The sequence below is a fragment of the Cuneatibacter sp. NSJ-177 genome, assembly GCF_022867805.1.
Lineage (GTDB): Bacteria > Bacillota > Clostridia > Lachnospirales > Lachnospiraceae > Pseudolachnospira.
Genome location: NZ_JALIFO010000001.1, coordinates 505853 through 530872 on the forward strand (window position 1 = coordinate 505853; position 25020 = coordinate 530872).

A 25020-nucleotide genomic window follows, 5' to 3' on the forward strand; every position below is an offset into this window, starting at 1 on the left:
TCTGGCATGTCCTCAAAGACCGGCGGCGTCATTGGATGCCGAATAAGCTTTCCGGCCGCAGAATCCGGATTTTTCCGTATTCCGTTTCGATCCATCCCGTCTTTTTCCACTGGGCCAAGGTCCGGCTGACTGTGACTCTGCTGGCTCCGACCGAGGAAGCGATCTGTTCGTGGGTATAGGAGACAAGCCCATTCTCATCCGCTTCCTGCTGCAAAAAATGAGCAATTCTCTTTTCCGACGGCAGAAAGGCAATCTGGTTGATCTGATCGGAGAGCATCCGGACCGTCCGGGACAGAGACGAAATCATGGAAAGGGCCAAATCTGGCTGCTCTCTAAAGCAGGTCAGCACGGCTTTTTTTGTGATCGGTACAATATGGGAGACTTCCAGCGCCTGCGCCGAGGTCATCCGCGGGGAGCCGTCAAAAAAGGCGGCCTCCCCGAAAATCGCATTTTTCCGGTATACGGTCAGGTTTTTTTCTTCCCCCTCCCCGGAGGTGACGAAAATCCGGACTTTTCCATCTTTCAAATAATAAAACTGGCGGGCGGGCTGCCCTTCCTGGTAGATCAATTCCTGGGGCGCGCAGGTGCGGAAAAGGGGAAGGGATTCGGCCCAGCTTAAGAATCCTGCGGGCAGGCTTAAGAAATCTTGGTCAGCCATTGAAAATCCTTTCTTTTTTTCATTTTTTGTTTAATTGTAACATATGATACATTCTTTTGGCAAGGGGTATGGTATCCTTTAGCTAACGAATCGACAAAACCCATGAAAAGGAGAAGAAGTATGGGAAAAATATTCCGGTTTCATAACGATGTGGACACGGACCAGATCATTGCCTCCCAGTATCTGCTGTTTCCGACGATCGAGGAAATGAAGGGGCACACCTTTGAATCTCTGGACCCGGAGTTCCCGGAGAAGGTAAGGCCCGGCGACTTTGTGGTAGCCGGGGAGAATTTCGGCTGCGGTTCTTCCAGGGAGCAGGCGCCAAGCGTACTGAAAGCCCTCGGCGTCACGGCTGTGGTGGCAAAGTCTTTCGCCCGTATTTTTTACCGCAATTCCATCAACATCGGACTGCCGGTCATCGTATGTAAGGAACTCTACGACGCGGTGGAGGACGGCCAGGAGATGACGCTGTCCATGAAAGACGGCACGGTGACGGCAAACGGAAAGACTTTTTCCTGCACCAAGCTGCCGGAGAAGATGCAGCAGATTCTGGACGAGGGCGGCCTGATTGCCTCCCTGAACCGAGAGGAGGCGTAAACATGGGAATGACAATGGCGGAAAAAATCATCGCGGCTGCGGCTGGGGTGAAGGAGGTCAAGGCAGGCGATATTCATACCGTGGAGCTGGACCGGCTGATGAGCAACGACGGCACCACCCATTTGACCATTGACATGTACAATCAAAAGCTGAAAAATCCGCGGATCGCCGACGTGAAAAAACTGATCTGGATCGTGGATCACAATATCCCGGCGGACAGTGTGAAGACCGCGGCCTCCCACAAGAAGATGCGGGACTTTGCCAGAGAGCATGAGATTGATTTCTGGGAGGGCAAAGGCGTCTGTCACCAGATCATGATGGAGCACTATGTCCGTCCCGGCGAGCTGATTTTCGGCGCGGACAGCCACACCTGCGCGTATGGGGCGCTGGGAGCCTTTGGCACCGGCGTCGGGTGCACGGATTATCTCTACGCGATGGTGACCGGAAAATCTTGGCTGCTTGTGCCGGAAACCCTGCGCTTTACTTTGACCGGAAAGTTAAAAGAAGGCGTCTACGCCAGGGACCTGATCCTGACCATCATCGGAAAAATCGGCGCCAACGGGGCCAATTATAAGGCCATGGAGTTTGCCGGCGACGGCTTAAAGAATCTGACCATAGGCGACCGGATCGCCATCTGCAATCTCTGCGTGGAGGCGGGGGCCAAGACCGCGCTGATGGAAGTGGACGAAGTGGCTATGGCTTATCTGAAAGAGCGGGGCCGGGAGCCGAAGGCAGTCTTTACCAGCGACCCGGACGCAGTGTTTGCGAAAGAATATACCATTGATCTTGCAACCATTGAGCCAATCGTGGCAAAGCCTCATTTCGTGGACAATGTGGTTCCGGCCGCGGAGTCTCTGGGCGTAAAGATCGACGAGGCATTCCTCGGATCCTGCAACAACGGCCGTTTGGAAGACCTGCGGGTTGGCGCAGAGCTCCTGAAGAGGAAAAAGGTGCACCCGCATGTGCGCTTCCTGGTGGTGCCCGCCAGCAATGAGGTCTATCTGGCCGCCATGAAGGAAGGCCTGATCGATGTCTTTGTGGAAGCCGGGGCGATTGTGATGAATGCAAACTGCAGCGTCTGCTGGGGAAGCTGCCAGGGCGTGATCGGGGACGGGGAAGTTCTGATCAGCACAGGCACCAGGAATTTTAAGGGCCGCGCCGGACATCCCAATGGTCAGGTGTATCTGGCGTCAGCTGCCACGGTGACGGCCTCGGCGATTGCCGGAGAGATCACGACGGCGGACCGGCTGTAGTAAGATGGGAGGAAGAAAATGACGGAAGCATTTGAAGCCAGGGCATGGGTACTGGGAAATGATATCGACACGGATATCATTATCCCCACGGAGTACCTGGCGTTAAAGACCATTGACGATATGAAACCCTATGCGTTTTCTCCGCTGCGCCCGGAGCTGGCCGGACAGATAAAGCCCGGCGATGTGATTGTGGCAGGGAAAAACTTTGGCTGCGGCTCATCCAGAGAACAGGCGCCGGAGATCATCAAGGCGCTGGGAATCCGCTGTGTGATCGCAAAGTCCTTTGCCCGGATATTCTTCCGGAACGCCATCAACAACGGCCTTCTCCTGATCGAGAACGATGGAATTCAGGAAGCGGTGCAGGAGGGAGACCGGATCTTGGTGGAGCCGGGAAAATCGGTTTCCGGAAATGGGAAATCGTTCCCGGTGGCGTCTCTTCCGCAGAATCTCCTGGATATCCTGGAAGCCGGCGGACTGGTTGCGGCCATGCGGAAACGGAACGGTCTGGAGTAGGAGGGACTTATGGGAAAAACAATCATTGAAAAAATTCTGGGGAGAAATATCGGCCGGGACGTATCGGCCGGGGAGATCGTGACGGCGAATGTGGACCGGGTGATGATCCATGATATTTTCATCCCCTTTGTGGCGGAAAAATTTGAGGAAATGGGGTTTTCTAAACTCTGGGATCCGGACAAGGTGGTGCTGATCTACGATCATCTGGTTCCGGCGAGCCAGGTGGACGACACCAGACATTTTCGCATCGGCGACGCCTTCGCTGAAAAATACGGGATGACCCACGTGCACCGCTCCGACGGCATCTGCCATCAGCTGATGACCGAGGCTGGGTATGTGAAACCGGGAAATGTGGTGTTCGGCACCGACAGCCACACGACCACTTACGGCTGCGTCGGAGCATTTTCCACGGGCATCGGCTATACGGAGATGGCAAGTATCTTAGGGACCGGGACGCTCTGGGTCAAAGTGCCTCAGACGATCCGGGTGGAGATCGAAGGAGAACTGCCGGAGAATGTGACCTCCAAGGATGTGATTCTTCGGCTGATCGGCGACCTGCGGGCTGACGGAGCCACCTATCAGGCTCTGGAGTTCGCCGGAAGCACAGTGGAACGTATGTCCGTGGCAAGCCGGATGACCATGGCGAACATGGCCATTGAGGGCGGGGCGAAGTGCGCGCTCTTCACGCCGGATGCAAAGACCGCAGAATACTGTGGGATCGAGCTGACGGAGAAGGAGACGAGCCTTGTCGGGGATCCGGATGCAGTTTATGTCCGCCGGATTTCTTACCGGGCGGAAGAACTTGTGCCGGTGCTGGCCTGCCCGTCCCAGGTGGACAATATCCACCCGGTCAAGGAGTGGGAAGGCACGCCGGTCGATCAGGTTTTCATCGGATCCTGCACCAATGGGCGTCTGGAAGATCTGATGGCCGCCGCATCGGTGCTGAAGGGAAAACGGGTGGCTCCTTTCGTGAAGCTGATTGTGACCCCAGCCAGCCGGAAGATTTATCGGGAGGCGCTTGCGAATGGGACGCTTGCCGCATTGGCGGAGTCCGGCGCTGTTATCACCCATCCGGGGTGCGGGCTTTGCTGCGGCCGGACCGGCGGAATTCTCTCCGACGGGGAACGGGTGGTGGCCACCAACAACCGGAACTTCCTGGGCCGGATGGGAACCTCCAAAGTGGAAATCTTCCTGGCGTCGCCGATGACGGCTGCGGCCTGCGCGGCGGCGGGGAAGATTGTGGAAGCGCCTGTAAAATAGAAAAGTTAGTATTTGAGAATTGAAACGATAAAACGAGACTGCCTCATCATGGATCTTCATCCGGGAGCCGGCAAAGCGGCACGGCCTCCCTGGAATTTGCCAAAGAAGAATTGCTGGCGTTAAAGGCCGCGCCCGAAGAGAAGATTATGGAATGGTACAATTTCCATAAACTGGGGTGTTATGAAGCAGCCATGCCAAAAGAGGCAATGGATTGGAATGATTGACGGCCGCTTTTAGGAAGAACGGAATCGGGCAGGATCCGGAGGGCAGGAGAGAAAACTTAGAATCAAAAACCAGACAGAGCCGGCGGAAAAGGTAATCCGCCGGCTCTGTCTGGTTTTTGATCCGGATTCATGCGATACTTTCCACTGTGCCGGGATTACGGCAGTCCGGTTTTCCGGCAAAAAACAATCGTTTCGTTGATTCTTGGTAATTAGAAGAAATTACGATATAATCAGTAAAATTAAAATATTAGTAAAAATCATGGAATGGAAGATTGAATTATTGATATAGGATAAAAAACTTGCAAAAGGTGCAGACTTTTTAAATACAAAAAGAAAATGGTAATAAAAAGAAATACATGAGAAAATAGGGGGAAACATGCGAATGAGACGAGGAACATAGGGGGATTGTATGAATGGCAAGATATACGGCTATGTAAGAGTATCCACGCGGGATCAGAGGGAAGACCGGCAGGTGATCGCACTTTTGGAGTATGGGATTCCCAGGGAACAGATTTTGGTGGAGAAACAGTCGGGGAAGGATTTTAATCGTCCGGTTTATCAGCGCCTTTTAAAAAAATTAAAGCAGGGTGACGTTCTGGCCGTGAAAAGTATTGACCGGCTCGGAAGAGATTACGAAGAAATTTTGGATCAATGGAGAAAAATAACAAAGGAGAGGCAGGCGGATATCGTGGTGCTGGATATGCCCTTGCTGGATACTAGAAAGGGGAAGGATCTGACCGGTTCACTGATTTCTGATATTGTTTTACAGCTTTTATCTTATGTGGCTCAGACCGAGCGGGAGTTCATCCGGCAGCGGCAGGCCGAAGGGATCGCTGCCGCCAAGGCCAGAGGCGTTCGGTTTGGCAGGCGACCCAAGGAAAAGCCTCCGGAATACGAGGAAGTACTGCAGCTCTGGGCTTATGGGGAACTGTCGGCGCGCAAGGCGGCCGAACGTCTGGGCGTCTGCCATAAAACATTTTTACATTGGACCAAAACCTGTGAAAACGAGCAGCAGGTTTTGGCATATCCGTGCGAGGCCCGGATCGGGATGGAGCGCAGGCAGAATTTGAAGCAATAGTATAAAAAAAATGCGGATTGTGCCCTTGCGTTCCGCCTGTTTTTTTTATATACTTGCATCAAAGAAGCCCTGAAAAAACAAATAAAATTAGAATTCGGCTTTTTTGATGGGTACAACAATCGGATACACCAGAGAACCAAATGTGCAAATAAAAAGTAAGGAGGACGCGGCATGTCAAAGACGAAAGGCCGTTTAACCCTGCCCAGCGAATCCAATTTCCTGGAGCAGACCAAAGAGATGCTAAAGCGGTGGGGAGCCGACGCACTGCGCGACAGCGACGGGACCAAGCTGGATGACGAGGTCAAATCCCTGGATGCGAAGATCTATACCACTTATTTTGTCGCGAGGGGCCATAATGAGTTTGCGGAAGAACACATGGATGAGTGCCAGCAGCTTTATCTGATGTCGAAACGAAACACAGCCGTGTCGGAGTCCCTTTCCATTGATTTTATGGACGGTTACTATCTCCAGCAGGTGGTGCCGGATTATCACCATGATGCGAAACGGTGGTGGGAGGTCATTGACCGCACGACCGGCCAAGTGGTGCCTGCCGGTCAGTGGAGTCTGGATCAAAAAGCCAGCCGTGTGATTGTGGATCATGCGGTCCCCTTCCATGAATATACGGTCTCTTTCCTGGTCTATGCCATCTGGGATCCGACTCAGATGTATAACCATATTACGAATAATTGGGGGGATAAACCCCATGAAATTCCTTTCGATGTGCGCCAGCCGGCTTCCTGGGAGTTTGCCAAGGAGTATCTGGTTCAGTGGCTGAAGGAAAACCCTTCTACGGATGTGGTTCGTTTTACCACGTTCTTTTACCATTTTACCCTGGTGTTTAATCAGGAAGCCAAAGAAAAATTCGTGGATTGGTTTGGCTACGGCGCTACAGTATCTGTAAAAGCGTTGGAGGACTTTGAGACGGAATACGGCTATGCGCTGCGCCCGGAGGATATCGTAGATAACGGCTATTACAATTCCACGTTCCGTGTGCCGACCAAGGCTTACCGTGACTATATGGATTTCATTCAGCGTTTTGTGGCGGGCAAGGCGAAAGAACTGGTGGAACTGGTCCATGCGGCCGGCCGGGAGGCGATGATGTTCCTCGGCGACAACTGGATCGGCACCGAACCTTACGGCCCTTATTTTTCGGAAATCGGCCTGGACGCAGTGGTGGGCAGCGTTGGAGGCGGCGCCACGCTTCGGCTGATCGCGGATATTCCTGGCGTCAAATATACGGAAGGCCGGTTCCTTCCTTATTTCTTCCCGGATACCTTTTATGAAGGAAACGATCCCTGCGTGGAGGCGGTGGAAAACTGGATCTGCGCCAGGCGTGCGATCCTCCGGAAGCCGGTGGACCGAATCGGATACGGCGGCTATCTGAGTTTGGCCTATCAATTCCCCTCTTTTGTGGACTGCATCGAAAAAATTGCAGATGAGTTCCGGGATATTTATGATACGATCCACGGGATCACCCCTTACAGCGGACTGAAAGTGGCGATTCTGAATTCCTGGGGGAAATTGCGGTCCTGGCAGACTTATATGGTAGCCCATGCGCTTTGGTATAAGCAGATTTATTCCTATCTGGGAATCCTGGAGGCTTTGAGCGGCGCCAGTGTGGATGTTGCCTTTCTGAGTTTTGACGATGTGCGGGAACACGGCGTTCCGTCCGATGTGGACGTGATCATCAATGCAGGCGACGCAGGAACCGCTTTTTCCGGAGGGGAAGAGTGGAATGACGAGAAATTGGTGACGGAAATCCGCCGCTGGGTTTACCAGGGAGGCGGGCTGGTTGGAATCGGAGAGCCGACGGCGTACCAGAAGGGCGGACGTTTCTTCCAGCTGGCCGATGTGTTCGGCGTGGATAAAGAACAGGGCTTTACGTTATCGACGGATAAGTATTTTACCAAGCAGCTGGACCGTCATTTCCTGACCGAAGACCGGACTTCTGGTTTTGATTTTGGCGAGAGCATGAAAAACGTCTATGCTTTGGGGGAAGACACGGAGATCGTAGAATATTCCAACGGAGAAGTGCATGTGGCCGCTCATTCTTACGGAAAAGGCCGCGGCGTTTATCTTGCGGGCCTTCCCTACAGCTGCGAGAACACACGTCTTTTGATGCGCAGCCTCTTTTATGCGGCGGCAAAAGAAGACCGGTATTCTCTTTGGAGCGCGGATAACATGAAATGCGAAGTACACGCCTATCCGGCCGCCGGGAAATACGCGGTGGTGAATAATTCCAATGAGCCCCAGGTCACGGCCGTAACCGACGGCGACGGAAAAACAGAAATCGTGAAGCTGGACGCCGCCGAGATTTTGTGGAAACAAATCAGGGAAACGGGGGCTCAGCCTTTAAACTTTTAATCTTGAATTCGAACCCATATCCGGCGGATTTTTCGGCGGGAAGAACATGGCGGCGTCTCTTTGACAGAGACGCCGTTTTATTGTTTCATAGGAAATTCCTTTGGAATTCCCTATGAAACAATAAACGCTCCGCTAAGGATGCACAGGGTCTGCCCCTTAGGGTACGCAAATGCAAAGGAAGATCCCTGCCACAAGATCACCGCGGATGAAGCGAAGAAGATGATGGAGGAAGGCGGCGTGACCGTCGTAGACGTCCGGACCGCAGAAGAGTATGAACAGAAGCATATCCCCGGAGCGATTCTGGTCCCCAATGAGTCGATCAAAGAGGGGCAACCGGAAGCGCTGCCCGATCTCGACGCCGTTTTGTTAATCCACTGCCGTACCGGAGTCCGCAGCAAACAGGCCTCGGACAAACTGGCGAGTCTGGGATACCGGCACATTTATGATTTCGGAGGAATCGTAGATTGGCCCTATGAGACGGAGAGCGGGGCAGCAAATTGAAGATTTATGGGAACGTGCAGGCTGTTGCGCAGCAAAGAGAAAACCTTGGCTGCCAATGCGGTAAAGTGAAGACAAGACGGCAGCGGAACTAGAAAAAAGATCAGAAAGCTTTAAGCAGGACGGAAGCTATATTGATCCTACCGAGCTGGCCGCAAGCTATGGGGAAGATGGAACGTTGATCCACCCGGTTTGCTCTACGGCGTTAAGGGGCTTTTCCGATCTTTGGGCTTCGGCCCAGGATGTGTCTTACTGGGATATCGGCCTGGCAGTTTTACAAGCACCGCGGACTGATGGACTTGAAAGGTTCGGTGCCGGGCTATTCCAGTTTTTAAGCCGGTTTACCCATCCGGAAGATGCAGGCATTGATGGAGAGCCTAGTCCAAAAGGCGGCAAATATTTATTAAATCTCCCCCAGATTCCGCCGGATCCAGTCCTGCAAAAAGGCCTGGATCCGGTTTTTTTGCATTTCCTTTGGATTCTGAGCCAAGAGCTCATTTAAAGTCAGCCGGCGCCATTGGGGAAAGCGCGGATCTTTTTTCCATTCTCCAAAATGTTTTTCCGCCAGATCCCGGCTCCTCTCGTTGGAAAAAAAGTCTCCCAGCGTTCCATTTAACCCCAAATCCACGGTGGAAGGGGGAAGAGCGGGTAGAATTTCCGGAGCGTTTTCCCCGGCCGCCGTCATCCGGAGGATCAGACGTTCCCTCAATTCTTTTTTGACCTTCTCATACGCGGGATCCCGCACCAGATTACTGCATTCATAGGGATCGGATTCCAGATCATAGAGATATTCTTCGTGGTAAACGCCGCTGCCGGAATCCAGCCAGGGATTTTTATCGTAAGCCCGCACCGAATACTTGTACCGGTCCGTGCGGATCGCCCGGCCGACCTGACTTTCGCTGATTTGAAGAAACACCTCCTGTTGCCATGAGGCGCCTTCTGCCAAGAGGTCTGTCAGCGGCCGTCCCTGCATGGTCTCCGGGATGGCCGCCCCGGCAATCGAAAGGATCGTCGGCGGCAGATCGATCAGGCTTACCAGATCCTCATAGCGCCGTCCTTTTTCAAAGGGGCCGTTCCAGATGACAAGCGGAACGTGTATGCTGTCTTCATGGCAGGAACGCTTGTATTCCATACAGCGGGTCCGGAAATGAGAACCATGGTCGCTGGTGAAGATCACCACCGTGTCCTCATCGTGTCCGGTTTCCTTCAGCGCATCAATCAGTCTGCCCAGGTTTTCGTCGATTTTCCGGCAGCAGCCCAGGTAGTCCGGGTACTGTTCCCTCCAGTTGGCGTTCCAGTCGCCGGGGGCGTTTTCCAGATCCTTCGGCGCTTCAAAACCGGCAAACTTCTGGCGGCAGCCTTCGGGTCCTTCAAATCGGTCGTGATCATTTTGATGGTGGGGCTCCAGATGGGAGAGAAAGAGGAAAAATGGCTTTTCTCCGCTTCGGGATCTCAAAAAGTCCAGCGCATGATCCGTCACCGCGTCGGTCCGATAGCCGTCGAAGAGAACTTCCCGGTTTTGGGCGTCGAACAGCCGGCCGCCGTATCCATGGGATGTGGCTTCCAGCACGTCGGCGGCAACCCAGTAGTCGGTATAGCCGCCCCGCCGGTCTTCCGGGATTGCTCTGGCTTCAAAATCGGCTTCCGGCTCCAGCATTTCGTGGGAGTTTCCCAAAGTGGAGGCCAGGTGCCATTTTCCGACGTAACCGGTTTCGTAACCGGCTTCTTTTAAACAGGTGGCAAGATTTTTTACATTCTGCGGCAGCGCGATGGCATTCCGATAGCATCCAAGCTGCGCGGCGTATTGTCCGGTTTGGAGGCAGGCGCGGGCGGGACCGCAGACCGGCTGACAGGTAAACGCATTGGTAAACAGCGCGCCTTCTTCAGCCAGCTCGTCAAGGCGAGGGGTGACCGGAAGTTTTTGGCCGTAGCATCCGGCGGTGTCAAAACGTTGCTGATCGGAAAAATAAAATATAATATTGGGCTGCTTTTTCATGTTCAGGCTCCTTTTCTTCCTATTCCTTCTGAGATAGATATTTGATTGAGGAAGAATACTCCGAGGGGGTCATACCGGAGATCTTCTTAAATTGCCGGGAAAAATAGTGAATGGATGAAAAACCGAGGCTGTCGGAGATCTGTGTGAAATTCAGATGGTTTTCCCGGATCATCTGTTTGGCCGCCTCGATTTTCAGACGGGAAAAATAGTCGATGATTCCGCAGCCTGTCTTTTCCCGGAAGAGTTTTTGGAGCTGGGAGCGGCCGACCAGGTTGTCTTTGCAGATCTTTTCAATGGTCAGCTGCATATAGAGATGGCCTTCCAGATAGTTTAATATATTTTGAAACAGAATTTCGTCGCTTTTTTGCTTGATGGACTTGTTGACAGGGGCGCGGTTCGGCTTCTGGGCGCTGCATCGGCGAATCATATTGATCAGCATATTTTCCAGATGGAGCTTGATCAACTGTTCGCTTCCAAATGGAGCGCCTTCCCGTCTCACCAATGTATTCTTATAAGGGTCATTCAGCGGCGGGACAAAGCAGCTGGTAGCTTCTTTGATGATCTGAGACATCAGGTGATGTTCAATTTCATCAATGGGGAAGACCCTGTTGCAGAAAAAGCCCATATAGGGAGAAACGCATTCGAACGAGATCACAACCAGATTCGGGGCGGTTCTTCCGTTTGCACGAACGCTGTGAAACTCGTTGGGTTTGTGAAAAATGATTTCACCGCGGCCGAGAGACAGGTGATGTTCTCCGGCCACCACATCGACCTCGCCTTTATCCACATAGAGAAATTCCCAAAAGTCATGGGATTCACCGGGGAAAGAAAAGTCGCTGGTATATTCAAAATAGTGGATCGAGTAGATCCGGTCCACAGAGATATCGGTTTTTAGGGTGACATTTTGAAACTCCATAGAATTTCACCGCCTTTCAAACGACTATGCTAAGCTCAAAGGCTCTTTTGAACGCTGCATCGGAATGTTTCATGGCTAATCGTGTTTATATTATAAATCAATCGGACAAAAAACAAAAGAAGAAAAAGAGATTGTGCAAAAAAAGAGGCGGATAGTGAAAAAACGTAGTTTTGCTATAGTCGGAAAGCGGTTGCGTGAAGTGGAAAAATCAGATATTATAAGATGATATTAAATTAAAATGAGAATAGACCAATAAAAATAGCCGAAGAACAACAGAATAGGATTACCAAAAAACAGCAAAAAAATAATGTGCCAAAAAAAACTGCAAACAATTCAACCTGATCGTGCAAAAACGAGAGGAAATTGGATAAAGATTTTTTGAGAGGACCATACTATAATAGTCTCAATGGGAGTGGCTTTCAGTAGGGAAGGAAAGCCGCAAACAAAGGGGAAAAATCCCCATAATTCAGATGGGAGGAAAACATCATGAAAATGAAAAAATGGATGGGCGTAGCTCTGAGCGCAGTTATGGTTGCCACGATGATGGCAAGCTGCGGAAGCAGTTCCGACCCGACGACAACGGCAGCGGCCACGGACGCCGAGAAGACGACGGCGGAAGCTACCACGGCTGCGGCAGCAGGCACGGATGCGGCTACGACCGTCGGCACTTCCGAAGGCGGAAAGACCTTGATTTACTGGTCCATGTGGAGTTCCACCGAACCCCAGGCCAAAGTGATCCAGGAAGCGGCTGCTGCTTATGAAGCGAAGACCGGAAACAAGATCCAGATCGAGTGGAAGGGCCGCGACATTAACAAGGTCATTCAGACAGCTCTGGAAGCCAACACCCAGATCGACCTTTTTGATGAAGATTTCCAGCGCGTCGGCGAGCAGTATGCAAGCCTCTGCATGGATCTGGAAGAGATGGCAAAAGCAGCTAACTATGAGGAGACGGTAGTTGCCGCTCTGCCTGCCGCCATCCGCGGCTGGGCCGGATCTCTGAAGGGTATCGTATATCAGCCTTACACCTCCGGCGTATTTTATAACAAAGCTCTGTTTGAAAAAGCAGGAATCACCAGCGAACCGCAGACTTGGGCTGAGTTCCTGGATGCCTGCCAGAAACTGAAAGATGCCGGCATCGAGCCCCTTGCTCTGGACGACGCATATGTAGAGTATCTGTACGGCTATCATCTGGCCCGCTATATGGGCGAGGATGCCGTAAAAGAGCTGAGCAAGAACGGCGGCTGGGCGCAGAGCGCAGAAGCGAAGAAGGCCACCGAGGATATGCTGACTCTGGTAGAAAAAGGTTATCTGGAAGAGAACGCCCCTGGCGCTTATCCGGCCAGCGAAAATGAGATGGGCCTGACCGAGAACGTGGCGATGTGCGTCAACGCTTCCTGGCTTCCGGCTGAAATCGCCAACAATACCGGCACGACCCTTGACTGGGGGATGTTCAACTATCCGTCCGTAGACGGCGGCAAGGATCCCAACACGGTTGCCAACATCGGCGGCCAGGCCTTTGCGATTCCGGCTTACTCCGAGAACGGACAGGAAGCTTTCGATTTCATCATGATGCTGGTAAAGGGTGAGTGGGATCAGAAATTCTCTGACGACTGCCAGGTTCTTCCGGCCGATACGACCAATACCAACTATCCGGAAATGCTGAAAGCTTGCCAGAATGCCTTTTCTACCCTGACGGATGTATATGAGTGGAACATGGGCCTGAATGTAAACAGCGATGTAAAGGCTGGCCGTAAGACCACCCTGCAGAAGCTGTTCGAAGGCGAGTATGAGACGGCGGATGAGTTCCTGGAAGCCATGGATGCTCTCTACCAATAAGAAAAATAAAACAAAGTAGACCGTAACGTGGTGGCACCGTGTATGCGGTGCCACTGCCTCTTTGCCCGATACGAAGTTTTGACGGGATTCGGATCGGGCAAAGAGGGCTCCGCTATGGATGTGCACTCTTCTTTAGGAGGGATGAGGATGAAGAAAAACAAGACTATGATCGTCTGTTTCCTGGCTCCGGCGGTGTTTACCTTTGTGGCCGTGTTCTTATATCCGGTGCTGCGGACCCTGATCATGAGCTTTTTCCAGGTGGAGAGCGTGACCGCCTCCACGTCGGAATGGACTTTTTACGGATTTAACAATTACATTACGATGTTTAACAGCAGTTCCTGGCAGACCTCGATGCTGAACATGCTGAAGATCTGGCTGGTGGGCGGCGCGGTTGTTTTGGCATTGTCGCTTCTTTTTGCCGTTATTCTAACCAGCGGCATCCGGTTCAAAAACTTTTTCCGCGCGGCGATCTATCTGCCGAACGTCATCAGCGCGGTCGCTCTGGCCACGATGTGGATCTACTACATTTTCAGCAAGAAGTATGGTCTCCTGAATACGGTGCTGGACGGTCTGGGCTTGGATAAGGTGAACTGGCTCGGAAGTAATATGAAGTTCTGGTCGATGCTGATCGCCTTCATGTTTGGCGCGGTAGGATATTACATGCTGATTTTCCTGAGTGGAATCGAACGGATTCCCAAGGACATCTATGAGGCGGCCACGATCGACGGCGCCGGAAAATTACAGCAGTTTACCCACATCACCATGCCTCTTTTAAAGAGCGTGTTTAAGACCAACATCACGTTTTGGAGCGTAAATACGATTACTTTCTTTGTGTGGTCAAAGATGTTCTCACCGGTGGATACCGAGGCAACCACCATTGCACCGGTGGTTTACCTGTACGATATCGTATTCGGAACCAAGGGCGTGGTACACCGGGATGCCGGACAGGGCGCCGCGGTGGGCGTTACCTTGTGTCTCTGCGTGGTGATCATCTACTTCGTCTTTAATAAGCTGATTAAAGATGAAGACATCGAATATTAAGGGGGTGGCGATATGGCAAAAGCAAAAGCAAAGAAATACCGTGAGCCGTTCAACCTGAAAAAAGAGATTAAGCTGCTTCCAGGTTATCTCGTCCTGCTGATCTGGATCGTTTTTACGGTCGTGATGGTCGGATGGATTTTAGCTGCCAGCCTCTCTACCTCTAAGGAGATCAGCCAGGGCGCTGTGTTACAGTTCCAGTCTGGTTTCCATTTCGAGAACTATGCGCTGGCCTGGGGATCCTACAATGTATCCAAGTTCTTTATGAACTCCCTTCTTTATGCGATCGTGTCCTGTGTGCTGATCATCGCGATCTCCGCTCCGGCCGCCTATGTCCTGTCCCGGTTCAAGTTTATCTGCAACCGGCTGATCAAGACCGGTTTTGTGGTGGCGATGAGCGTTCCTGCGATCATGATCATCATGCCGATTTTTGCTCTGACGAGTACGTACCAGATTTCCGGCCGGGGGCTGTTGATTTTCCTTTATATCTGTATCAACGTCCCGTTCACGACCACGTACCTGCTGGGCTTTTTCTCCACACTCTCCAAGGCCTATGAGGAGGCTGCCGCCATCGACGGCTGCTCGCCGATGAAGACCTTCTGGAAGATCATGTTCCCTCTGGTCCAGCCGGCTCTGATCACGGTTACGATCTTTAACTTCCTGGCCGTGTGGAATGAATTCTTTATGGCGTTGATTTTCGCCAGCAGCGAGGATCTGACGCCGGTCGGCGTAGGCTTGATGCAGTTGGTGCAGGCGATGCAGACCACTGGAAATTACGGCGGACTGTTTGCCGGGGTTGTCATCGTATTCCTGCCGACCTTTCTGCTCTATATCTTCCTGTCGGATAAGATTATCGCCGGAGTTACCGGCGGCGGTGTGAAAGGATAAGGACATGAAAAAGCCAGTGCTTGTGATTATGGCGGCCGGAATGGGCAGCCGGTATGGTGGTCTGAAACAGATTGATCCGATGGATGAGCATGGAAACCTGATCATTGATTATTCCATCTATGATGCGGTTCGCGCCGGCTTTGAAAAAGTTGTGTTTATCATCAAAAAGGAAAACGAAGCTGATTTTATGGAAGTAATCGGGAACCGGATCGGCAAACAGGTGGAGGCGGTATATGCCTATCAGGACCTCACGGACTTGCCGGAAGGATTTTTCGTTCCGGAAGGGCGGAAAAAGCCTTGGGGGACCGGGCAGGCCGTGCTGAGCTGCAAGGAATTGGTGGACGGACCGTTTGCTCTGATCAATGCAGACGACTTTTATGGAGCCGGCGCATTCCGGACGATCTATCAATTTTTGGAGAATTCATCCGAGGAGGACCGTTTCGCGATGGTCGGCTATGTCCTGGAAAATACGCTGACCGATTACGGGCATGTGGCAAGGGGCGTCTGTGTGACAGATGCCTCCGGCCGCCTGGTCGAAATCCATGAGAGAACGCAGATTGAAAAGAAGGAAAATGGCGCGGCCTACACAGAAGACGGCGGGGCGACCTGGATTCCGATCCCGGCGGGAAGCACCGTGTCCATGAACCTTTGGGGGTTCACACCCAGGATTTTTGCGGCTTTGGAGGAAGGATTTCCGAAGTTTCTCTCGGAGAATCTGGAGAAAAATCCTCTGAAATGTGAATATTTTCTTCCCTCTGCCGTGGAGGCGCTGCTGAAGGAGGGGAAAGCTTCCGTGGAGGTTCTGCACTCCTACGACCGTTGGTATGGGGTAACCTACCGGGAGGATAAAGAAACGGTGGTGCGTGCCATCCGCGCGCTGAAAGAAAAAGGGCTGTACCCGGAAAAGCTGTGGGAGCAACGATGATAGATCAAAAAGAAACGTTATTGCAGGTGATTGGGAATTTTTTACTTGACGGGACGGTGGAGGACGTTTATCCTTATGGAAGCGGACACATCAATGATACCTACCGTCTTGTGATGCGGCAGTCCGGCGGAACCCGCCGCTATATCTTACAGCGGATGAACGACAGCATCTTCACGAACCCGGTGGGTCTGATGGAGAACATTGTTAACGTGACTTCGTTTCTGCGGAAAAAAATCATAGAAAAAGGCGGGGATCCGGAGCGGGAGACGCTGAATATTGTGCCAGCCAGAGACGGAAAAAGCTATTACAAGAGCCAGGACGGATCTTATTGGAGAATTTATCTGTTTGTGGAGGGGACGACCAGCTTTGACCGGGTGGAAAAACAGGATGATTTTTATCAAAGCGCTGTTTCCTTCGGCAACTTTCAGCGGCTGCTTTCAGATTTTCCGGCTCAGATCCTGCATGAGACCATCCCGAACTTCCACAATACCGTGGACCGGTATGCAAAATTCCAGGAAGCCGTCAAATTGGATCCTCTCTCCAGAGCCCAGTCCGCGGAGCCGGAAATCCGGTTTATCGAGGCGAGAGAAGCGGAAACCCATATCCTCTGCGACAAGCTGGCGAGAGGGGAGCTGCCCCTGCGGGTAACGCACAATGACACAAAGCTGAACAATATCCTGATCGATAATGCGACCGGGAAAGGCATCTGCGTCATTGATCTGGACACGGTGATGCCGGGTCTTGTGCTCAATGATTTTGGAGATTCCATCCGCTTCGGGGCCAGCACAGCGGCCGAAGATGAGACGGATCTTTCTAAGGTGTCCTGTGATCTGGAACTGTTTGAAGTCTATGTCCGCGGTTTCCTTGCGGGCTGCGGCGGCAGCCTGACGGAGGCGGAGATTTCCATGCTGGCGACCGGGGCGAAACTGATGACTCTGGAATGCGGCATGCGGTTCCTGACCGATTATCTGCTGGGAGATTCATATTTTAAAATACACCGTGAAAATCACAATCTGGACCGCTGCCGGACTCAGTTGAAGCTGGTGGCCGACATGGAAGAAAAATGGCAGGAGATGGAGGCCATTGTCGCACGGTGCAGCAAGCAATAAGGAGGAGATACCCATGGCGATTTTAGTAACGGGCGGCGCCGGTTATATCGGAAGCCACACTTGTGTAGAACTGTTGAACGAAGGTTATGAAGTGGTTGTCGTCGATAATCTGTGCAATTCCAGCAAAAAAGCGATTGACCGGGTCGAAGAGATTACCGGGAAAAAGCTGACTTTCTACGAGAACGACCTGCTGGACCGAGAGGCGTTGAACCGGATTTTTGATGCGGAAAAGATCGATGCGGTTATACATTTCGCAGGGCTCAAGGCAGTCGGTGAATCCGTTGAAAAGCCGTTGGAGTATTATTACAACAATCTGACCGGCACGCTGATTCTCTGCGACGTCATGAGAAATCACGGTGTCAAGGATATTGTTTTCAGCTCTTCGGCAACGGTATACGGCAATCCTGCCTTTGTGCCGATCACAGAGGAATGCCCCAAGGGCGAGATCACCAATCCCTATGGCCAGACCAAAGGAATGCTGGAGCAGATCCTTACCGACCTGCACCGGGCAGATCCGGAGTGGAATGTGATTTTGCTCCGCTACTTTAATCCGATCGGTGCGCATAAGAGCGGGAAGATCGGCGAGGACCCGAAGGGGATTCCGAACAATCTGGTGCCTTACATTGCTCAGGTCGCAGTGGGGAAGCTTTCCTGCCTCGGCGTATTCGGAAATGACTATGACACTCCGGACGGAACCGGTGTGCGGGACTATATCCACGTGGTGGACTTGGCGCTGGGACATGTGAAGGCTATTAAAAAGCTAAAAGACCGGGAAGGGGTCAGCATTTATAACCTGGGAACCGGTAATGGCTACAGCGTGCTCCAGGTAGTAAAAGCTTATGAGAAGGCCTGCGGAAGAACGGTTCCCTACGAGATCAAACCCCGCCGGGCCGGCGATATTGCCACCTGTTATGCGGATCCTTCCAAGGCGAAGAAAGAGCTGGGGTGGGTTGCGCAGCGCGGGATTGAAGAAATGTGCGAAGACTCCTGGAGATGGCAGTCCTTAAATCCGGACGGTTACCGCTCGTGAAGAACGGAACCTGCTGGCTGGACCAGGATGGAAAAAGGATACAGGCTCATGGAGGCTGTATCCTTTTTCATAAGGGGATTTTCTACTGGTACGGGGAGGATAAAGGGACAAAGACCAGAGACGGCCGCGTTGATTTTCTGGGATTTTCCTGCTATTCTTCCCGGAATTTGCTGGAATGGAAAAACGAAGGCCGGATTCTTTCCGCGGTATCAAAGCCCGGCCATGAGCTGGGGCCGGACCGGGTGGGAGAGCGCCCCAGTGTTCTGTGGAATCCCAAAACAGAACGGTTTGTGCTGTGGTTTCATCTGGACAGCGCGGACTACTCCTACGCCCGGCTGGGGGTGGCGGATTCCGACTCACCTACGGGGCCGTTTCGCTATCTGGGAAGCGTCCGTCCGGGCGGGATGCGGGAGAGCAGGGACATGACGGTATTTGCCGATGAGGGAGGCTTGGCCTATCTGATTTCCAGCTCCGATGGGAACAGCACGCTGCTGATTTCCGAGTTGGATCATTCTTATACTGGCTTTACCGGAAGGGAAAAGAGCATCCTCTGCGGCCAGTACCGGGAGGCTCCGGCCGTGATCAAGGAGGGAGGCCGCTATTATTTGCTTACTTCCGGATGCACGGGCTGGGATCCCAATCCGATGCTCTGCGCAGAAGCGGAATCCATCTGGGGCAGGTGGCGGCTGACGGACAATCCCTGCCGCGGAGAAGGCCGGAGGAAGACCTTTGGCGGACAGGCGGCCTGTACCTTTTCGCAGGGAGGAAAATGGTATGTCCTGCTGGACCATTGGAATCCAGACGATCTGAGCGATTCCGGCTACAGTATTCTTCCTGTAAACGCAGGAGCGGATGGGATCGATATTTCGTGGCAGGACAATTTTGGAGGAATCGACCGGCAGTGGAATAAGAAAAACGGCTGAGCGGTATCCAGACGGGCTGAAAGGCGAATCCCCTTTCCTGTTTTTTGTGGTATATTGAGGGGGAAGGCGGAATGGATTTTTCTGAGGGCGCAGAAAACCGGAGCCGCCCGCGTGACAGGGCTTAAGCCGAAAAAAAGAGCAGAGATTTTCCGGCGGGGGGATGCCGAAAGCTATTTCATCAGGGGAACAGATGCGATTGTTTCCGGTAAAGAGCCGGGAGATACTGCGCAGCGGGACAGGGTGTAGTACACTACACCTTCTTCTGCTGTGCATTTTTGTTTACAGGAGGATAAGGGGAATGCGGATAGCCGTCTGTGAAGATGACGATCTGGAGCGGAAGATCATTCTTTCGGGAATACGGGAAGTATGGGGAGAAGAAAGTATAACGGCCTGCTTTGGAGAGGGGGAGGCTGTGATTCAGGCGGCAGAAAACGGGGAACGTTTTGATCTGTATTTTTTTGATGTCTATCTTCCGGGGATGCTTGGGATTGAGGCAGCTGAAGAAATCAAAAAGATCGATCCGGACGCGGAGATTGTGTTTGTCACGATGAGCCGGGAATTTGCCGTGGAAGCATTTTCACTGAGAGCCGTGCATTATCTGATGAAGCCGGTTGAGGCTGGCCAGCTTCGGGAGGTGGCTTGCCGCTTGAGGCAAAAACAAAAGCGGAAGTATCTGCATTTTAAATCCGGAAGACAGGAGATGCGGGTGGATCTTTCGATCCTCTGCTATCTTCAAAGCCGGCATAATAAGACAGATCTGATTACCCGGAACGGAATGCTTTATGCCTCTAGTCCCTTGTCGGCGCTGACTCCGGAGCTAGATGAACGGTTTTTGACCATTTCCAGGGGACTGGTCGTGAATATGGATTATATTAAAGATATGCAGACCAGTTTCTGCTTGCTGGAGGATGGACGAAAAGTCCTGTTGAGCCGCGGGATGCGGGGAGAAATCGTACGCCGGTATCAGGATTATGTTTTTAATCAGATTGAGGAAAAAGGAGCAGGAAAATGAAAATTTGGCTTTGGGATTGTTTGGGTTTTCTGCTTCAGATGATGCCTGGGGTTTTCCTCTGCTTCTTTCCCTATTCCCGTGAAGAATATCGTATCCCCAAAGGGGTGGCTTGGTGTATTCTTTCTGCTTTGGTTGGAGCCGCTGCCGCAGGGGTAGCCTGGATCGGACAAGAAATCGGATCCCAGTCCTCGGAAACCTCGATTGTGGCCATTTCTTATATGGTCTGTTTTGCCGCGTCTTGTTTGCTGTTTCAGAGTTTAGTAATCCGGGGGCCTCTCTTGAGGAAGCTTCTCGTCTACTGTTTCGCCCTGTATTTCTATTCTCTGTCATTTTTATCTGTCAATTTTTCCAGGGTTTTGCTGCCGGGAGTCTGGCTGCACAGCGGCGGCGTTTATTACCGGAAGGGCATTGTCCTTTTATATTTCTTGGTTGCCCTTATTTTGTCACCCGGAGCTTATTATCTGGTCCGGGTGTATGTGTTTCCCTATCTCAAAGCAATCGGGCCCAAAGAGCTGCACAGCGGGTTTTCTTTGATTGTTCTTCTGACGGGAGTTTATTATTTTTATTTGGTGCAGATCACGGTTCAGACCGGCTTCTTTCAGGAAGAATTCAGCCGCAGAGAATATTATTTCTGTGCGTTGGCGTTGATTGTCGTGAATTTTTGTCTGGGCGCCGCTTACTGGATTTTATTTCGGGAAGTCAGGCGGATCAAAGAGAGGAGCGACTACCGGAGTCAGATTCAAATTCAGGCGATCCAGTATCAGAATATTAAAGAGGATATCGCGTCGATGAAGCGGATCCGCCACGATATTCGTCATGAGAGACGATTGCTGGAGCAGCTTTTGACCGATGGACGGGTGGAGGAGGCCAAACAGTATCTCCGAGAGCGGGGAGTCGAGAGCGAGTGGGAGGAACGGGAAGTGTTCTGCCAGGATGCGGCGGTCAATGCGCTGCTGCAGTATTATGTGGGAATTGCAAGGGGAGAAGGAATCCACTGTGAGATCCGAGTAAAGCTGGACCAATGCCCGGTGGATTTGGCGGACATGACCGTGGTTTTAGGTAATTGTCTCGAAAATGCTATCATAGCCTGCCGGAAAGTGGAAGGATCTAAATATATTTCTCTCAAGATGGGCCTCGTAAAAAATCAGGTTGGTCTGCTGCTGGAAAACAGCTGCCAGAAGGTATGGACTGCTCCGGACGGGCGGGAGCGGAGTGGTTTTCAACCGGCCGGAGCTTTTCAGTCCTCCCGGCAGGAAGGGGGAAATGGATTAAAAAGCGTGGAGCATGCGGCGAAACAGTGCGGAGGCGTAGCCCAGTTTTGCTTTGACTTCGAGAAAAAATGCTTTATCACCAGAGTGATATTAAAAATTCGGGAAGAGAAAAGATAAAAGAAAACTCCCGGAGAGAAAGGCGGATCAAAAAATGCCGTGTTTTCTCCAGGAGTTTTTTGTTTTGCGCAGCCTATGGCCGGGGCGGCTGAGACGCCTCGTAAATTTCTGCGCCGAGATAATAGAGCTCATACCATTCTTCCCGGCTTAAAACAAAGTCCGTCGCCTGGCACATAGCCAAAAAGCGTTCCGGCTTCATCGTACCGGAGATCACCTGCATCTGCGCCGGGTGCCGGAGAATCCAGGCTGTGGCTACCGCCGTGTTGGAGGTATGGTGTGTTTCGGCGATCCGGTCAATGGCTTCATTGAGCTTGGGGAAGCGCTCCCGGTCGAAAAAGACGCCGCCGAAGAAGCCGTATTGGAAGGGGGACCAGGCCTGAATCGTGATATCTTTCAGACGGCAGTAATTTAGAACGCCGCCGTCCCGGTCCGGCGCATAGGGCTTCATCGTGTTGACATTCATGCCTTGGGCGATGATTGCCGGATGGGCAATGCTGACCTGGAGCTGGTTGGTGATTAAGGGCTGGCGCAGGTATTTTTCCAGGAGAGCCATCTGCATGGTATTTTGATTGGATACGCCGAAAAAGCGTACTTTGCCGCTCCGGTGCAGACGGTCAAAGGCCTCGGCGATTTCTTCCGGCTCCATCAAAGCGTCCGGGCGGTGGAGAAGCAGCACATCCAGATAGTCGGTGTGAAGGCGCCGTAAACTGTCCTCCGCGCTTTTTAGAATATGCTCCTTGGAAAAGTCATAGACGCCGGTATTTTTGTGGATGCCGCACTTGGTCTGCAAGATCATCTGCTCTCGCAGAGAAGGGGTTAGTAAGCTGCCGAAAATGGACTCGCATTCGCCGGCTTCTTTTCCGTAGACCGCCGCATGGTCGAAAAAATTGACTCCGGCATCGAGTGCGGTGTGAATCAGCCGGCCGGCTTCTTTTTTGGTTACTGCGTTGATCCGCATACAGCCGGCCGCAATGGCGGGGACCGACAGTCCGCTGGCGCCAAAAGGAATGAGTTTCATGGATTACTCCTCTCTTTTATACCAGAAGTCCCACCCTTTTTGAAGAATGGAAACTGTTTCCAAATGATCTGGGACAATCCTATTATAAAAGGAGAATCCCTATCCGTCAATGAAAGCAGGAAAAAGAAAAAGCGGGAATTCTTAGAAGAAACCCATTGATTTCTGTCCATGAATCTAGTATAGTTTATAGAAGAATTGGGAGACGGACCGTGTCCCGGTTAGGAGTGACAGATGGAAGAAAGAACAAGAGTCGCCGTGGATGCCATGGGCGGTGACAATGCGCCGGGAGAAATCGTCAAAGGCGCGGTGGAAGCATTAAATAAAAGCGAAAAGATCCAGGTTTTTCTGGTTGGGCAGGAAGAAGTGGTAAAAAAGGAACTGGCGGCGTATTCTTATGACAAGGAACGTCTAACCGTGGTAAACGCCACAGAAGTGATTGAAACCGGAGAACCTCCGGTCCATGCGATCCGCCGGAAAAAAGATTCCTCCATTGTAGTCGGGGAAAAGCTGGTGCGGGAGGGGAAGGCGGACGCTTTTGTCTCTGCGGGCAGCACCGGCGCAGTCCTGGTGGGCGGCCAGCTGGTGGTCGGCCGGATCCGCGGGATTGACCGGACGCCCATCGCAACCTTGATTCCAACCACAAAAGGGGTCTCCCTCTTGATTGACAGCGGCGCCAATGTGGACGCCCGCAGCAGTCATTTGATCCAGTTTGCCCGGATGGGTTCCCTCTATATGGAGCATGTGATGGGCTTGAAAGCTCCCCGTGTGGCCATCGTCAATGTGGGGGTGGAGGAAGAAAAGGGAAATGCGCTGGTCAAGGAGACTTACCCGCTTTTAAAAGAATGCCAGGATATCAATTTTATCGGCAGCGTTGAGGCGCGGGAGATCCCGAATGGCTATGCGGATGTTATTGTCTGTGAAGCGTTTACCGGAAATGTAATCCTGAAGCTTTACGAGGGCACAGCCGGGGCCTTGGTTGGGATGATCAAAGAAAGCATGATGAGCAGTTTCCGTTCCAAGCTGGGAGCGCTGCTGGTAAAACCGGCGCTGAAGAAAACCTTGAAAAAGCTGGACGCCAGCGAATACGGCGGAGCACCGCTTTTGGGGCTGAACGGCCTGGTGGTAAAGACCCACGGAAGTTCCAAAGCAAAGGAAATCTGCAATTCTATCTTACAGTGCATTGCCTTTAAAGAACAGCGTATAACAGAAAAATTTGAGTCAATATTATGAGAAGACCCGCAGGGAAATAAGAGGGAAGACATCAGGCGGAGCTTAAATGCGAAGCTTCCTATATAGGCAGCGGCAACCGATCTGGCCGGACCAAAAGGAAAGGCGGAGTGGAAAAGACCGCTTAAAAAAAGAGAATGTAAGGAGGTGGCGAGATGGAATTCGAAAAAATTCAAGAGATCATTGCCAGCGTACTGAAGATCGAGCCGGAGCTGATTACTCTGGAGAAGTCCTTTGAAGATGATTTGGGTGCCGATTCTCTGGACCGCGTGGAAATCATCATGCAGTTGGAAGATGAGCTGGGCGTTGAGATCCCGGACGAAGTGGCGGAGAACATCAAGACGGTGGGCGACGCACTGGAAGAAATCCGGAAAGTGAACGGCTGATGCCGGAAAGAACAAGCGGATAAGGCGGCCGCCTGTGAAAGCAGGCGGCTGTTCTCGTAAGCGGCTCTGCGAAATCAGGGGATATAAGTGAATCGGCACCCTTGGGGTGCTGATTCGCTATACTCGGCTGGGCGCGGCGGATTTAATCGGAAGCCCCGCCTGCCGGTAAGGTTTGCAGAGCGGAGATTTAAAATCAGAAAGGAAGTGTCATATGGAAGATTTGGAACAGAGAATGGGATATGTGTTTCAGGACAAGTCCCTGCTGCGGCAGGCTTTGATTCACAGCTCCTATGTCAATGAACATCATATGAGCCGTCTGGAATGCAACGAAAGGCTGGAATTTTTAGGGGATGCCGTTCTGGAACTTTCTTCCAGTCAGTTTCTCTTTGAGAAATATCCGGACTTCCCGGAAGGGGAACTGACCAAGCTGCGCGCCAGCATTGTCTGCGAGCCGACTTTGGCGGACTGTGCGGAAGAACTTTCCCTGGGACAGGAGCTTTTAATCGGGCGCGGAGAAGACCGCACCGGCGGGAGAGAGAAGGCCTCGCTGCTCTCGGACGCACTGGAAGCCGTAATCGGAGCGATCTATTTAGATGGTGGTTTTGCTAATGCGAAAGAGTTCGTTGTCCGCCTGATCTTAAACGACATCGAGCACAAAAAACTCTTTTTTGATAGCAAGACTATCTTACAGGAGTTTGTACAGAGCCGGGACTTGGGAGATCTCTCCTATGAACTGCTGAAGGAGGAAGGGCCGGACCACAGCAAAGTGTTTACTTCCTGCGTCCGCATCGGCGGGGAAGAGGCCGGCACCGGCACCGGCCGGAATAAAAAACTGTCGGAGCAGGCGGCAGCCTATGAAGCGATTCTGAGACTGGGACAATAG

At 52.1% G+C, this 25020-nt stretch carries 23 protein-coding genes; 19 read left to right on the forward strand and 4 right to left on the reverse strand.

Translation table 11 applies throughout. From position 1 onward, the window contains the following. Positions 1-28: 28 nt before the first annotated feature. On the reverse strand, positions 29-658 hold the full coding sequence (locus MUB23_RS02255) for a Crp/Fnr family transcriptional regulator (RefSeq protein ID WP_244798563.1): 630 nt from the start codon (positions 656-658) through the stop codon (positions 29-31). Positions 659-778: 120 nt separating this feature from the next. On the opposite strand from MUB23_RS02255, the gene MUB23_RS02260 reads away from it, so the two are divergent. The 7 genes from MUB23_RS02260 to MUB23_RS02295 all read left to right on the forward strand — a co-directional run bounded on the left by MUB23_RS02260 (position 779) and on the right by MUB23_RS02295 (position 8448). After that, positions 779-1255: a LeuD/DmdB family oxidoreductase small subunit gene (locus tag MUB23_RS02260; protein WP_244798564.1), complete on the forward strand. Its 477-nt coding sequence runs from the start codon at positions 779-781 to the stop codon at positions 1253-1255. 2 nt (positions 1256-1257) lie between these two features. Continuing rightward, on the forward strand, positions 1258-2508 hold the full coding sequence (locus tag MUB23_RS02265) for a 3-isopropylmalate dehydratase large subunit (protein WP_244798565.1): 1251 nt from the start codon (positions 1258-1260) through the stop codon (positions 2506-2508). An 18-nt stretch (positions 2509-2526) separates the two neighbouring features. Beyond that, positions 2527-3021, forward strand: a complete 495-nt coding sequence (locus MUB23_RS02270; RefSeq protein WP_244798566.1) for a LeuD/DmdB family oxidoreductase small subunit — start codon at positions 2527-2529, stop codon at positions 3019-3021. Between the two features lie 9 nt (positions 3022-3030). Beyond that, on the forward strand, positions 3031-4281 hold the full coding sequence (locus MUB23_RS02275; protein ID WP_244798567.1) for a 3-isopropylmalate dehydratase large subunit: 1251 nt from the start codon (positions 3031-3033) through the stop codon (positions 4279-4281). A 633-nt stretch (positions 4282-4914) separates the two neighbouring features. After that, on the forward strand, positions 4915-5583 hold the full coding sequence (locus tag MUB23_RS02285; protein ID WP_244798568.1) for a recombinase family protein: 669 nt from the start codon (positions 4915-4917) through the stop codon (positions 5581-5583). Positions 5584-5754: 171 nt separating this feature from the next. Then, entirely contained in the window at positions 5755-7947 is a 2193-nt protein-coding gene (gnpA, locus tag MUB23_RS02290; RefSeq protein WP_244798569.1) for a 1,3-beta-galactosyl-N-acetylhexosamine phosphorylase, read from the forward strand. Between the two features lie 60 nt (positions 7948-8007). Then, on the forward strand, positions 8008-8448 hold the full coding sequence (locus MUB23_RS02295) for a rhodanese-like domain-containing protein (protein ID WP_244798570.1): 441 nt from the start codon (positions 8008-8010) through the stop codon (positions 8446-8448). 400 nt (positions 8449-8848) lie between these two features. Here MUB23_RS02295 and MUB23_RS02300 read toward each other — a convergent pair whose 3' ends face one another. Beyond that, positions 8849-10441 (reverse strand): sulfatase-like hydrolase/transferase, encoded by a 1593-nt coding sequence (locus tag MUB23_RS02300; RefSeq protein WP_330641761.1) that lies wholly within the window; start codon positions 10439-10441, stop codon positions 8849-8851. 19 nt (positions 10442-10460) lie between these two features. Then, complete coding sequence (locus MUB23_RS02305) at positions 10461-11357, reverse strand: AraC family transcriptional regulator (protein ID WP_244798571.1); 897 nt, start codon at positions 11355-11357, stop codon at positions 10461-10463. A 486-nt stretch (positions 11358-11843) separates the two neighbouring features. Between MUB23_RS02305 and MUB23_RS02310 the strand changes: the two genes are divergently transcribed. The 9 genes from MUB23_RS02310 (at position 11844) to MUB23_RS02350 (ending at position 21506) form a co-directional block, all read left to right on the forward strand. After that, entirely contained in the window at positions 11844-13193 is a 1350-nt protein-coding gene (locus MUB23_RS02310; RefSeq protein ID WP_244798572.1) for an ABC transporter substrate-binding protein, read from the forward strand. A gap of 147 nt (positions 13194-13340) precedes the next feature. Further along, a complete protein-coding gene (locus MUB23_RS02315; protein ID WP_244798573.1) occupies positions 13341-14234 on the forward strand; it encodes a carbohydrate ABC transporter permease in 894 nt (297 codons plus the stop codon). Between the two features lie 12 nt (positions 14235-14246). Further along, positions 14247-15119: a carbohydrate ABC transporter permease gene (locus MUB23_RS02320; protein ID WP_244798574.1), complete on the forward strand. Its 873-nt coding sequence runs from the start codon at positions 14247-14249 to the stop codon at positions 15117-15119. A gap of 4 nt (positions 15120-15123) precedes the next feature. Continuing rightward, a complete protein-coding gene (locus MUB23_RS02325) occupies positions 15124-16044 on the forward strand; it encodes a nucleotidyltransferase family protein (protein WP_244798575.1) in 921 nt (306 codons plus the stop codon). Next, positions 16041-17153 carry a phosphotransferase enzyme family protein gene (locus MUB23_RS02330; RefSeq protein ID WP_244798576.1) on the forward strand — a complete coding sequence of 371 codons (1113 nt, stop codon included), beginning with the start codon at positions 16041-16043 and terminating at the stop codon, positions 17151-17153. The genes MUB23_RS02325 and MUB23_RS02330 overlap by 4 nt, the downstream gene beginning before the upstream one ends. A gap of 13 nt (positions 17154-17166) precedes the next feature. Next, positions 17167-18183, forward strand: a complete 1017-nt coding sequence (gene galE / locus MUB23_RS02335; protein WP_244798577.1) for a UDP-glucose 4-epimerase GalE — start codon at positions 17167-17169, stop codon at positions 18181-18183. Continuing rightward, complete coding sequence (locus tag MUB23_RS02340; protein ID WP_244798578.1) at positions 18180-19106, forward strand: glycoside hydrolase family 43 protein; 927 nt, start codon at positions 18180-18182, stop codon at positions 19104-19106. The genes galE and MUB23_RS02340 overlap by 4 nt, the downstream gene beginning before the upstream one ends. Positions 19107-19404: 298 nt before the next feature. Next, complete coding sequence (locus tag MUB23_RS02345; protein ID WP_244798579.1) at positions 19405-20118, forward strand: LytR/AlgR family response regulator transcription factor; 714 nt, start codon at positions 19405-19407, stop codon at positions 20116-20118. Further along, a complete protein-coding gene (locus MUB23_RS02350) occupies positions 20115-21506 on the forward strand; it encodes a GHKL domain-containing protein (RefSeq protein ID WP_244798580.1) in 1392 nt (463 codons plus the stop codon). Before MUB23_RS02345 ends, MUB23_RS02350 begins: the two co-directional genes overlap by 4 nt. 73 nt (positions 21507-21579) lie before the next feature. Here the strand turns inward: MUB23_RS02350 and MUB23_RS02355 are convergent, their stop codons facing one another. After that, positions 21580-22524: an aldo/keto reductase gene (locus MUB23_RS02355; protein ID WP_244798581.1), complete on the reverse strand. Its 945-nt coding sequence runs from the start codon at positions 22522-22524 to the stop codon at positions 21580-21582. A 231-nt stretch (positions 22525-22755) separates the two neighbouring features. On the opposite strand from MUB23_RS02355, the gene plsX reads away from it, so the two are divergent. The 3 genes from plsX to rnc all read left to right on the forward strand — a co-directional run bounded on the left by plsX (position 22756) and on the right by rnc (position 25020). Further along, positions 22756-23754: a phosphate acyltransferase PlsX gene (plsX, locus tag MUB23_RS02360; protein WP_244798582.1), complete on the forward strand. Its 999-nt coding sequence runs from the start codon at positions 22756-22758 to the stop codon at positions 23752-23754. 152 nt (positions 23755-23906) lie between these two features. After that, positions 23907-24137, forward strand: coding sequence for an acyl carrier protein (gene acpP / locus MUB23_RS02365; RefSeq protein ID WP_244798583.1), 231 nt, complete (start codon positions 23907-23909; stop codon positions 24135-24137). Between the two features lie 211 nt (positions 24138-24348). Beyond that, positions 24349-25020: a ribonuclease III gene (rnc, locus tag MUB23_RS02370; protein ID WP_244798584.1), complete on the forward strand. Its 672-nt coding sequence runs from the start codon at positions 24349-24351 to the stop codon at positions 25018-25020.